Source organism: Paenibacillus thiaminolyticus, assembly GCF_007066085.1.
Classification (GTDB): domain Bacteria; phylum Bacillota; class Bacilli; order Paenibacillales; family Paenibacillaceae; genus Paenibacillus_B; species Paenibacillus_B thiaminolyticus.
In genome coordinates, this window is sequence record NZ_CP041405.1 from 2171596 (window position 1) to 2183457 (window position 11862).

Genomic DNA, 11862 nt, shown 5'->3' on the forward strand with positions numbered 1-11862 from the left:
CTGTTAAGGAGTTTATAGAATAGGCATTTCTCCCTTTTTCACAGAAAAAACCGATCTCCCTTCTCAAAAAACAACAGCGGCAATCGACCGCAAACTATCCTTTTATCAGGAAGTGAAATTCCTCTTGTTTATTTCCTTTCAGGATGTGATACAATAAGCGCAATAGCGGCTTCATGCCGTCTATCTTTCATATTATTGAAAGGGTTGGGTGAGGGGCTACGATGGAAAGCAGGTATTCGATTGGTCCACCAGGAAAGAAAGAGACCGTCGCATGCAAAGGAGAATGCTTCATCTAATCCAGCTGTCCGCCTGAATCCAAGCGATTGGCGGCGGGAGCTGTTAGCGGGAACCGTATCTTTTTTTGCGATCGTCTATATTATTATTGTCAATTCATCGATATTGGCGGATGCCGGGATTCCGCAGGAAGCCGGTATTATCGCTACTGTGCTCGCATCCGCGATCGGCTGCTTCATTATGGGCTGGTGGGGCAAAGCGCCCCTGATCATCGCGCCGGGGATGGGCATCAACGCCATGTTCACCTACACGCTCGTTCAGGGCATGGGATTGACGTGGCAGCAGGCGTTGGCCGTCACCGCGATATCCGGCATTTGCTTCATTGCCATTAGCATGACGTCGCTCGTCGAGAAGCTGAGAACGGCCATTCCAGCTTCATTACAGGAAGCGATCTCGGTCGGAATCGGTCTCATGCTCGTCCTCATCGGATTGCAAAAGGGCGGGGTCATCGTATCGGATCGCTCCTCTATTATTGCCGTGCAATCGTTTGCCAATCCAAGCGTGCTCGTTACGCTGTTAACCTTGGCGTTGACATGCATTCTGTACATGCGCAAGGTTCCGGGGAATCTGCTGCTGGCGATTATCGGAGGAACGGTGCTCGCCTACCTATTCGGAGCCGTGCCGACGAATGCGGCGGCCGGGGGCGGAGGCTTTTCCTGGTCCACCTATGGGGATGTGTTCGGGCAGTTGACCGTGAAGGGCTTATCCGTCATGACCTTGATTGTCGCCGTCTTCTCGCTGACGCTTGTCATCGTGTTCGAGAGCGTCGGACTGATTAACGCACAGTTGAACATGAGCGGCAGACAGGAGCGCTTCCAGCGCGTCGTGCAGGCCAATGCGGCCACCGTCTTTCTGAGCGGCATCCTTGGCACGAGTCCAACCGTCTCGACCGTGGAAGCGGCAGCCGGCATCTCGTCCGGAGGAAGAACGGGCTGGACCTCGATCGTAACGGGCGTGCTGTTCCTGTTGACATTCATTGCGATGCCGGTCATCACGCTCGTTCCGGATCCGGCGGTAGCGCCGATCCTGATCTTCATTGGCGGATTGATGATGCCCGCCGTCCGGAATATTTCCTTCGAACGGCTGGAGGAAGGCCTTCCCGCCTTCTTCATCATCGCGTTCATTCCGCTGATGCACAGTATCGTAGACGGAATCGCGATTGGCTTCATCAGCTATGCGCTGTTCCACCTCGCGGTTGGCAAAGGGCGCCAAGTCAAGCCCCTGTTCTATATCATTTCGCTCCTGTTCGTCATGCATTTTGTGCTGCAGACGATATAAGCGAAGCAATGGCAGAAGCCCGCTTCGGACGCATCGGCGTTCGGGCGGGCTTTGTGGGTTCCTCCGCGAGCAACGGGAGAGCATCGGTATCGGCAAGTATAGTCCCATCCGGAGCCATACGTCCCCATTGGCCGCTTGCAGTCAAGCTTGGATGGCCGCTTTACCGCCTTGACGACGCTTTGCTTCGAGATCCTGGATCATGCGCTGCTCGACATTTTCCAGTCGGTAGAACAAAAGCATTCCGGCGAACAGCATGAAGCAGATGAACGGGATCCAGACGAAATTGAACTGAATGGCTGCCAGTCCGGATGCCGCCTGCTCCTGGTTCGGCACATAATGGCCGATCGCCAGAACCCATGCCGCCAAAGCGCCGCCGAATCCCATGCCGAATTTGACCCCGAAGGAGCTTGAGGCAGTCAGCAGCCCTTGAGCTCTGACGCTGGATCTCCATTCGCCATAATCGACGGTATCGGCCAGCATCGTATACATAAGGCCTGCGGCCAAGCCGAGGCCGACATTGCCGGCAACGAGAGCCCCAACCAGCTTCGGGATCGAGCTTGCCAGCGCTGCCCCGTACATGGCGAGTTAACTGAAGGCGGCCACCGTCAGCCCAAGCAGGGCCGTATTGCGCTTGCCGACCCGTTTCGCCAGCATCGGTATCGCGCGATGCCGGCCATGAGCAGCACATTCAAGCCATTCACGAGCGGAACAAGTTCTTCGCGGCCAAGATTGTATTTCAGGAAAAAGACGGTCGATTGCCCCTTGCTCGTGAACGCGATCCAAAAGAATACGTTCAGGAAGAGCAGCAGCCACCACGGTACATTGCCCTTCAACGCCTTGACACCCTCCTTGAACGGAACGACCTGGCTTCCGCTGGCCGTCTGGACCCGATCGCGCGTATTCGCGAACGTAATGAAGAACAAGACGACGGAATCAAGGTAAACAGCACCATTGTCCATAACCCCCCTTAATGCTGATTGCCTTTACCGAATACGGCTACTAACGGCAGCGTGCCGATGCTTACAATGATCCCTCCCAATTGGCCGAGAATCATCCGCACGGAATTGACAGCCGTACGTTCCTGCGAATTGCTCGTCATGCTCGGCAAGAGCGAGGTCAGCGGCAGATTGATTCCCGCATACAAAAATGCCAAGTGCAATATAAGTGATGTAAGCGCACACAATTTTGTCGGTATCTCCTATATCCGGTGTCATGAACGTCAGCACGGCAACGATGGCAAAGGGCAGCGCCAGCCAGAGGAAATAAGGCCTTGATTTGCCCCACCTCGTGTTGGTGCGGTCAATCAGCACGCCGAAAATCGGGCTGTCGAACGCATCGATAATCCGCGCCACCAGGAACAGGGTCCCGACCGCCGCCACATTCAATCCGTACACATCCGTATAGTAGAGCATGAAATACATCGTAATCATTTGAAAGATAAGGTTGGATGCCGTATCTCCCAGGCCGTAGCTGATTCGCTCTTTCCATGACACTTGATTGCTCATAAGCTGTACCCCTCATTTGTACGTGCCGCGCTGCCTGTCATGAACCGGATTCCATAACGTCGGTGAAGCTCATTCGCTCCCGCCCTCGTTTGTCAGCAGAAGGCGGGAGCCTGCAGTTTTAATTCAACATGACTTCCTTGCCCGTAACAGCCTCCTTTTTATATTCTTTTGAGAATTCTGTTGGCTATAACTGCTGCCTCTGCTCGGGTGAGGGGCTCGTTCGGAGTAAAACCACCATGACTCCGTCCACTCATGATTCCTGCTTCCATAACTTCCTTTATTGCCTGTTCTGCCCAATGTCCCTGGATATCTGAACTCTTCACAAAGTCAGCCTCCATTACATTCCTATCAACATTTCGACGAATTCCATTTACACGTCCGGTCTCGGTAAATTGGAAGACGGACCAGCGATTCCACGTATCATTACGAAGGGGTTGCTGAACACCATAGTGAGCTATCCATAGAGAGATATTGTCCAAGTTCGGGTCCACAATATGTCCTTACAAAACTTGCACCGGTGTATAACATTACATTATGACCTGTTATTTTTTTGACTTCTTTTAACCACTCAACTGCCCATCTAGTAAGAGCCGTTTGTCCTAATTTTGAAGCTGCCCCTTCAAGATCTAACCCATGCGGTAATTCAGCTTTTACTCCGTTTATCGTTTTGGCAAAGGAAGCTGTCTCTGATGCCGCACTATTTCCCGTTTCTGGCCGAGCATAATGGTAAAGTCCTACTTGTAACCCGGCCCGATTTGCACCATCAGCATTTGCTATAAATTTCGGATCAGTGTATCCGACTCCTTTCGGAAGCTTTTATGAATACAAACTTAATTCCAGAAGATATTACGGCTTTCCAGTCAATGCTACCAATGTGATGAGAAACGTCGATGCCTACAAGGTTAGAATCACTACGTTTTTGCATGGTTTGTTCTGCTCAAAATTAAAATCCTCCAGCGAGGGCATAAAAATAGCGCCTGCTCTCTGGCGAGGCGCTTATTGCTTCGTTTCTTCGATGATTTCCCGACACTCTTCAGCCGAAATGTACTTAGGAACATACGAGTGAAGCTTATCTTCATCAGCAAATCCCTTGCGCCAGCAGTCCATAAGAAATGCGAAAAATAGGCTCTTCATTAAGCGTCACCTCCTGCGTCCATCATACCCATTAAAGCCAACTGCATTGCATCAAGCTGCTTTCGTAGCTCTTCATTTTCTGCCTTCAATTGTTCAATCGGCCCGGGCTCGTGCTGACGTTCCCGCTCGGAGTTGTAGGCCTCTTTGTATTCGGCCTCCGTGACAAGGAGGATATCCTCATGTTTCGGAATATCTTCCTGCTCTGTTATGACATAGAAATCTCTTGTTCCTGAAGGGTACACCTGAGACCCGGGTACGAAGCTGTCGATATCTAGTCCTTTGTAATCGTACACGCCTCCGCGTTCTCCAACAACATTTACAATCCTTATACCAATCATGTTATTTCCTCCTTATTGTCTGTATGCGTATGCCGCCAATAATTGTGTGTAATAGTAATCACTTACATAATTTGATTGTACCTCTTGCCACCCATTAGCCAAAGTCCAACGAATGCACAAAACACTACCATTGAGTTGGTACAGCGCCGTGTTAGGGTCAATAAAATAGCCGCCCTTAAAATTTCCTGAGGCCGTCTCTTGGACTGTGGAAGTAAATGCCTTGTTGAAGTTGCTGTCGTATATTGTAGCTCTGAATGCAGTGCCGCCTTGCCACTCAAACGAAGATAGGTAGTAAGTACCACCAATTTCTGTAATGTCGAAAGTGTATGGTAACGTCACAGACACCGGTGGCTGCACGCTAGACACCAAGGTCCCTGAAGAATTACGTATGCGAACTCGCGTTGTTGTAATGGAATCTGGCCGGATAGCGTAAGCATATTTTCCCGGTTTCGCTAACCCAACACCGCCTCGGAACGTATCATACATGTACGCTCCGCTTTCAATAGTTTGCTGTGACAAACGCACCCCTGAAGGGCTTATTTCTCGTAAAACATAGTCATAATTATTCCCACCCTTGGTCGAAACTGCTATACCGACAGCATTCCCATCCTTGTTAAAGTGGAACGAACCGGAAATTGCATCGAATGGTGTGGGCCCAGAGAAGTTTCCTGAAAAATTGTCAAAGAATTGTTTAGTCAAGCCTGTGCTACCTGAAGCACCTTGGTTAGCGCGAATAGCTGCCGCTAACTCGTCGAAAGTATTGTTCGCGGAGACTGGCCCACCTCCCATGTCGTTGATGGCCCCCGCGACTTTCCCTTTCCCATCAACGACAGATTGCTTTAAATCGTCAATATCCCTGCTATCAGCTACTTTATACCAAGGCGTCCAATGGTTGTTGTAGTAGCTCCGCTTATACTGCGCAGCTAAGTTACCATCTCCCGGATTCGATCTATAGTTGTAAAACACTTGGGTAACTCCAGCATGCCGGAACACCTGAAGTGCAAAAGCATCGGCCAAAGGCACGTTTTTCATTGTTTGGACAGTCACGTTTGCTGGGCAATAATAAAGCCCCTCTCCAGTAACGGCGTTTAAGTCTGTTCCTTCACCTAGATATACCGCCTGTCTATATGCAGCAATCCCATTTATATTCACGCCTTGGGCACCATACAAGTTCAGCGAGCCTTTTTCACTGACAACGGACACCCTGTCCGGGTTAGAAGCGTCCCCGACACCGAAGTACCCTTTTCGTTCATTCCCAACATACCATTCGCCAAACGAAGATGTCGTGCCTTTTAGCTGCAAATGTGGGCCATCATTTTTGGACATTGACAGCATTCCTTCAATGACAGAATCCCCATTCTTAACTACAGCATTTTTCTTCAAGTCATCAAACTCATCCTTGGCCGCAGCCCCAACATCCGCCGCAGTCATTGCTACCTCGCCGGAAATGGAAATCTCAGACTCAAGCAAGCTAACCGCTCGAACTAGAGCCGACACAGTCCCACGCAGGTTCGCCGCCACGGTGCCGCTGATTGGAGCCGGAATCGTTGGATCGAGCATCGTATAAGTGACGTGGTAGACTGCGGTTGGGTCGAAATACGAATGTTCTAAGAACACTCTGTCTAAACCATACGCGTCAATATCCACATGCGTCCAATTACTATCAATAGCGTTGTTTGCATAAATGGCGATTTTCTTGGCCTTGTGTTGTAAATAAGACGCAGGAAAGTTGATGTGGTTGACGAGATAATACAAACCTGCGTGATTCACCGGGTTCGCCCGTTCCCGAATGACAATACCGCTGCCGACCTCGACCATGTTCGATCCTGCGCACAGAGTCGCGCCTAGTTCATAATTCCGGACGGGTTCGACGGTTGGCTTCACCTTCAGGTATTGGAGGCGGTATGGAGTCCAAGAACGGTGCTTAACATATACATCTGTGTTTTTTAAACTTGGTATCTCGTTCGGCACGCCCGGGCCCTTATACACCCCGTTATAAAAATTTCCGTTAAAACTATCAAGCGGTGTCCAAGCTTTGATCAACCCATCTGATCGATTATAGGTACCGGTTCCGTCAAGGTTTGTACTTGGGTCGTACATCTTCCAACCCAAGAAATACGCCTTTATCTCATCTTGCGTCGGATTGTAATCCTGCCCCCATCCGCTGTCTGTGTTGGATATGGACACGTAAAGATTGTTATACGCGGCATCCCCCATCTGCCAACAACCACCACTAGTCCACCCACTCACGCCAGCTAAATCATTAGTCAGTGTCACGCCCTTGTAATCGACCATAATACCTTGCGGAACTGTTTTAATCGCAGGTGGAAGTCCTGTAACTGTTACGATTTTAAAGTCACTCTTAACGGTTCCGTTTAATTTCCAGTCCAACGCTCCATCCAGCGTGATCTTCTTCCACGCCCCCAGTACATACGGTAGCCCATCGTCTCCCATCAATAGCGTATCGGGATTGCTGCCGTCTACTGGATGAGCGGCCAGCTCCGCCTCGAAGGCGATCATGCTGCGCTGCTGCGGAGCGAAGGGCCTCGGTTCGGTGCCGATGGTGAGCATCGGGTTTTTGAACGTGAAGTTGCCTATACTTGGCGTCTCACTTCCTATTAAAAAATTTGACACGTATACTCTAATCGTATTTCTATCTCCACTATTAAACTTTGCCGAAGTAGCAGCCGTATTATCTACTATTATTGCTCCATCTGCACCACCAGTAACCGACATTGTAGCCCCGTTTTGGTCGATACTTAATATATAGTCAGTATTAGGCGAAGTCGGAATATCGCACCAAAGTGCTGTAACCTCGTTCGTCGTAGGGGTTAATTCAGCTTCATACGGTGATGTCACTTTTACAACGCCTTGTGGCGACCACTCATAAAACGGCGGAAGCAGATTGCCTCCCGTCACGATGGCATATGGGTTCTTGACGTTGGTCATGCTGTCTACGTATGGATAGCGTTCGGCAACCTGAGCAAACTTCATCTTTCCAATAGCTTCATACTCGGCCTGTGAAATCTCGTAGATTCCGAATGCGCCGATCCGGAATTCTGCGCCTGCTGTCCCTTCTCCACGGAAGTAAAAAACAAGCTTTTCCTGTGTCTCAAGGCGATCCGGGGAAATATCAATGTATCGATATTGCATCCCTTTCCCCTTTTTGACATTTCCCGATTTGCGGATCGTATAGTATCCAGTGCTTTTCCATTCCGCAAGGGAGAAATAAACAGGTTCATCACACGAAATGTTGTCCAGGTACGCTACCGCCACATAATGCTTCGAGCGGTCAATGTTCAGTTCGTACCTGGCGCCAAAGTGCCCCGGGCTGTCTGCCGCACGATCACATACGATCTTCTGGACTTTCGTTCCGACGGGAGTAGATGCGGGAATGATCTCCCCGGTCCCGAAAAAGGTGAATAGCGGCGATGTCCGATAGTCAAAGTTACCTTCTCTACCGGACAAATTCATGAGTGTCCGTCCCTTCACCTCCCCCATCCGGAACGGCGTGTCTTGTTCGACCTCCACCACCTGGAGGCCGGGGTTCAGCGTTAGCGGCTGGTGGGCAGGAACATGGGCGTCCTTCAGACCCTGCTCAATGCGGTTCATGTCCTTCTCGGTGACGAGGTCGTCGTATTTCCAGTCCGTCTTTGCCTCGTATGGCATCTAAGCCACCTCCTTGATTGCAATTGGATGCTTGATGAGCGTGTCGGTTGTGAGCGGAATGAATACCGGATTCGAGGTCAGGACCGTGCCGGCTTCATCCTGCAGTTCAATTAGCGTCACAGTCTCCGCCGCCCCGGCGGGGATAATGTATTCCATCAGCACTTCCTGCTCCGATACATCCTTGATCTGAAAATCCGTAATTTCCACGGATTGGTTCAGCACGACCTTGGCGATTCTCCGGTTGACGTGCCGCGCCATTTCCTGCAATAAAATAGAACTAATCATTTCAATACGACCTCCTGTCCCCGTTCGGCAAACGGCGCCCGTCCCAGCCTCCAGCCTGTCGACAGCTTCGTCCGGCGTTGCAGCGGGATACGGCTCAATTGCTCCTGAACCTCAATCCGGTCCGACAAGGACGTAGCCTGCCGGTACAGCAGGTTGGCTGGCTTCATGAAGCGCACCGTATGCTCTACTTCCTTGAAAATCGCCGCATCGGTCAGCTTCGCCCGAACGGTCAGCTCGAAGCGGCCGACGTCGAGTTCCACCTTGGCCCGATCGCCGCCCAGCAAGAAGTCGAGCCGCTCCTGCAAGTACCGCACCGTGAACGGCGGCTTGGTGGAGTAACGGTTCATAACCCGCTTTTTTCTGAAATCCAACGATTCCAGTGTCGGGTCGGCCTGAATGCCGAGCTCTTCTTCCCTCCGCTTCAACGAGGCCTCGCTGGCCGTGAGCACAAATTGATCGTTCAGCCATTTGTCGGCCCCGGCCGCGACGCCCTTAAGTTCTGCATCGACGGTCTCTCCCAGCCATTCGAACTCGCGAATGCCCTCATAATAGGGAGGCAGATAGGAGCAATAGTTACGCTCCATTGAGCTTCACCTCCCGCAGCACAGGCACTTCCTCCTCGCTGAGCTCCAGATTGGCCGCGGCTCCGTTCAGCGTCGTGCCGCTTACATCCGCGACCCCCGGCACAGTGAGTATGCGGGCTTCCATTTGGCTGATACGGGCGATCAGCTTCTCCTGATCCTTCCACGACTCCCGGAGCAACTGCATATATTGCTGCAGCACCTGCTCGACGTCGCCCTGCACCTGGCCAAGCGTCATTCCTTTGTCCAGTTGAAGCGTCGTCTCGACCTTCACTTCCACGGGACGGACCGCCGTAATCGTCACCTGATGCCCGATGGGAGCGAAGCCTCCGCCCAGGCCGGCCGCCGCCTTCGGATCTGTCTGCTCCTGAACCTCGGCAATCAGCTCCGCCGACGGAACTTGATAATCCGACGAGATGAGCGTACACTTCAACGTCCCGCCCCCTTGCCAGGCCGGGAATACCTTTACCCCGCCTACGCCCGGCATCACGGTGAGCTTCGTCCGATAGTCGGACACATTGCCCCCGAACGGCTGCTCGTTAATCGCTTCAAGATAGCGAGCTCGCAGCGCGTCATCGGATTCCGTGTCCTCCCCGGGAACGAGAATGTCCCCCAATTCTGCCCGTGCCAGACCGGCAACATAGTCGATCGGCGTCAGTTCTCCATAGAGCCGATTGCCTTCCACTCCCTCGGTCTCGCAAGTAAGCTCGCTTTCCCCGGGGGATAGCGATGCCGTTACCCGCCACGTCAGATCTTCAATCGCAAAGCGGCTGCCGACCGGCACGCTCCTAGGCGCGCCGTCCGCAGCGTAGAATCTCCCGCGCCGCTTGGCAGCGACGGCGGGGAGACGCCGTACGCCGAACTCGGCCGTTCGCCGCTCCAGATAAGCGCCTGTGGCCGTATCGGCATAGGATAGCTCGCGGTTCAGGCTCATCTCTTGGTACCACTGCGCCATTTCGGCCGCGACCGGCGCGAGCGCATCGTAAATGATGCTGCCTTCGCGCTTGTCGACCTCGTTGGGAACCCGCTCCAGCATGCGCGCCAAAATATCCTCATACCGCGGCGTCTCCTGCAAGCGCGCTTGTCCTCCAATTCCATTATCCATTGACGGTCACCTCCTTCATCGTCTGCACCGTCCCTTCCGTCGTCTCCACCGTGAAGCTGACCAGCATGGCATCCTCTGCCGAATGGAATTCAAATGACGTCACGCTCCGCACCCGGTCATCCTGCATCAGCGCTTCGGTAATCGCCCGTTCCAATTCAGATTGAACGAAGCCCGCGCCATATCCGAGATTTGCTCTCAGCTCGGTTCCGTAATTCGGACTATAGATGAGATGCTCATACCGTTCCGTCTGCAGCAGCTTGGCGATCGCCTGCTTCATCGCATCCAGACCATCGGTTATGCCTGCAACCCTGCCCGTTCTGCGGTCAATTCGGTAGGTCCTTGCCGGCTGGCTGGCCTCGGCAACTTCAAAAGTATCTTCCATATCCATCAGCACTTGTGGAATCACATGCCCACCACCCTGTCGATGGCAATATACATCTGGCCGCCCTGCGCACGGGCGAGCAGCACCTTGTCACCGGCCTTCAACCCTTGCCGGATGACGACCTCCTCCGTGCCGATCCGTATCTTATACTCGGTCAGCCGCTCGGTTACGGCAATGGCGCTGGCAGGAAGAGTGAACCGCTGATCGACCTGAATGCGCAGCGGCGCCCTGCTCAGCACCTCACCGAACAGCAGCGAGACCGGACTGGATGCCTCGACGGCGCCCACTCCGGCTTTTTTGATAATATCCAGCATCCCCATATCTAGATCACCTTCAATGTTAGTGACATCTTATGTCCCGAACCGTCCCAGCTGTGGGAGCATTCATCGATGAGCATATATTGCTGAATCTGTTGTTCGGGCAAATAAAGAGGGATGTACATTCCGGCCCGAATGCGAACATCCCCTACGGCGTCTACTTTTAATGTTTTTTTCTCGCGGTTGTGAAGCTTCATATAGGATGCGAGAAGCTCCTTGATTTGGGCATCATTCATGCCCTCTTCGAGTTTGTCGGACAACTGCAGTCTTCCCCATCTCGCGATGTTCGCGCTGTCTTGCATAATGAACGTCTCACGCTTGCCTGACGCCTTGTTGTCCCGGAACAGCTTCACGCGGTTGTAGGTCTCATCGTCAATCGACCGCTTGTGCGAGAACCCCCGCATCTGGCTCTCTTCGCCGATAATGATATCGGTTGTCCACGTTTTCGCATCCCGCAGCGTCAGCTTGCCGAAGTCGTCATAAAATATGAAAATATTGCGCGTCGCAATCAGCGTCTTGTCCAGCGCGCGGCAGATTATATCGAGCAGCTTTTTGTTATCCTCCAACACGCGAGGAATGACATGCTTCGTGTCGGACAGTTCGCCGATCTTCAGTTCGCAGTCCTTCGCTATCCGCTTGATGAGATCCGTGGCCGTCACATTTTCGAGTACATACGTATCGTTAGTTAGCAAGTACCGGATCTGGTCATAGGCGGTCAGCTTCACCTTATCGTCCTCACTGGTCTCGATGGTGAACACATATCCGTAAAATACGGGCTTGCCGTCGACCTTCACCCGCACGACATCACCATTGTTGACGGTGAATTTACGGCTCTGGAACAGCGCTCCGGATACAAAAGTCAAGGACATCTTAGCCGGCTTGCCGGAACGGGCCGTCGACCAGGTCATATCGGTAATCAGCTCGGAAATATCCCACATCGTCTTATTGCGGTTATCAATAATGACTTCGATCAT

Annotated in this window: 14 protein-coding genes and 2 pseudogenes; 1 reads left to right on the top strand and 15 read right to left on the bottom strand. The window is 52.4% G+C overall.

The genetic code is table 11. The features are described from left to right. Window positions 1-240: 240 nt before the first annotated feature. Window positions 241-1572, top strand: coding sequence for an NCS2 family permease (locus tag FLT43_RS09755; RefSeq protein ID WP_244194396.1), 1332 nt, complete (start codon window positions 241-243; stop codon window positions 1570-1572). A gap of 141 nt (window positions 1573-1713) precedes the next feature. Here the strand turns inward: FLT43_RS09755 and FLT43_RS30075 are convergent, their stop codons facing one another. The 15 genes and pseudogenes from FLT43_RS30075 to FLT43_RS09815 form a co-directional block, all read right to left on the bottom strand. Continuing rightward, window positions 1714-2151 carry an MFS transporter gene (locus FLT43_RS30075; RefSeq protein ID WP_244194395.1) on the bottom strand — a complete coding sequence of 146 codons (438 nt, stop codon included), beginning with the start codon at window positions 2149-2151 and terminating at the stop codon, window positions 1714-1716. A gap of 26 nt (window positions 2152-2177) precedes the next feature. Continuing rightward, window positions 2178-2531, bottom strand: coding sequence for an MFS transporter (locus tag FLT43_RS30080; RefSeq protein WP_244194394.1), 354 nt, complete (start codon window positions 2529-2531; stop codon window positions 2178-2180). An 8-nt stretch (window positions 2532-2539) separates the two neighbouring features. Next, window positions 2540-3077: pseudogene (locus FLT43_RS30820) on the bottom strand (MFS transporter). Between the two features lie 158 nt (window positions 3078-3235). Next, a complete protein-coding gene (locus FLT43_RS30495) occupies window positions 3236-3415 on the bottom strand; it encodes an S-layer homology domain-containing protein (protein WP_087445070.1) in 180 nt (59 codons plus the stop codon). Between the two features lie 36 nt (window positions 3416-3451). Then, window positions 3452-3869, bottom strand: a pseudogene (locus FLT43_RS30825) (glycoside hydrolase family 25 protein); the annotation flags it as partial. After that, window positions 3865-4002, bottom strand: a complete 138-nt coding sequence (locus FLT43_RS30830) for a GH25 family lysozyme (protein WP_115057836.1) — start codon at window positions 4000-4002, stop codon at window positions 3865-3867. The gene FLT43_RS30830 and the pseudogene FLT43_RS30825, both read right to left, overlap by 5 nt. 71 nt (window positions 4003-4073) lie before the next feature. Beyond that, the gene (locus FLT43_RS29305) at window positions 4074-4211 is read right to left on the bottom strand and encodes a class I SAM-dependent methyltransferase (protein ID WP_164776458.1); all 138 of its coding nucleotides are present in this window, start codon (window positions 4209-4211) and stop codon (window positions 4074-4076) included. Next, on the bottom strand, window positions 4211-4549 hold the full coding sequence (locus FLT43_RS09780) for a hypothetical protein (protein ID WP_087445068.1): 339 nt from the start codon (window positions 4547-4549) through the stop codon (window positions 4211-4213). The genes FLT43_RS29305 and FLT43_RS09780 overlap by 1 nt, the downstream gene beginning before the upstream one ends. Window positions 4550-4561: 12 nt before the next feature. Continuing rightward, window positions 4562-8218 (bottom strand): pyocin knob domain-containing protein, encoded by a 3657-nt coding sequence (locus FLT43_RS09785; protein WP_087445067.1) that lies wholly within the window; start codon window positions 8216-8218, stop codon window positions 4562-4564. Beyond that, window positions 8219-8503 (bottom strand): ketopantoate hydroxymethyltransferase, encoded by a 285-nt coding sequence (locus FLT43_RS09790; RefSeq protein ID WP_087445066.1) that lies wholly within the window; start codon window positions 8501-8503, stop codon window positions 8219-8221. After that, entirely contained in the window at window positions 8500-9087 is a 588-nt protein-coding gene (locus FLT43_RS09795) for a putative phage tail protein (protein ID WP_087445065.1), read from the bottom strand. Before FLT43_RS09795 ends, FLT43_RS09790 begins: the two co-directional genes overlap by 4 nt. After that, window positions 9077-10189, bottom strand: a complete 1113-nt coding sequence (locus tag FLT43_RS09800; RefSeq protein ID WP_087445064.1) for a baseplate J/gp47 family protein — start codon at window positions 10187-10189, stop codon at window positions 9077-9079. Before FLT43_RS09800 ends, FLT43_RS09795 begins: the two co-directional genes overlap by 11 nt. After that, on the bottom strand, window positions 10182-10595 hold the full coding sequence (locus tag FLT43_RS09805; protein ID WP_087445063.1) for a DUF2634 domain-containing protein: 414 nt from the start codon (window positions 10593-10595) through the stop codon (window positions 10182-10184). The genes FLT43_RS09800 and FLT43_RS09805 overlap by 8 nt, the downstream gene beginning before the upstream one ends. Continuing rightward, the gene (locus tag FLT43_RS09810; RefSeq protein WP_087445062.1) at window positions 10592-10891 is read right to left on the bottom strand and encodes a DUF2577 domain-containing protein; all 300 of its coding nucleotides are present in this window, start codon (window positions 10889-10891) and stop codon (window positions 10592-10594) included. Before FLT43_RS09810 ends, FLT43_RS09805 begins: the two co-directional genes overlap by 4 nt. 2 nt (window positions 10892-10893) lie before the next feature. Beyond that, window positions 10894-11862, bottom strand: a complete 969-nt coding sequence (locus tag FLT43_RS09815; RefSeq protein ID WP_087445061.1) for an XkdQ/YqbQ family protein — start codon at window positions 11860-11862, stop codon at window positions 10894-10896.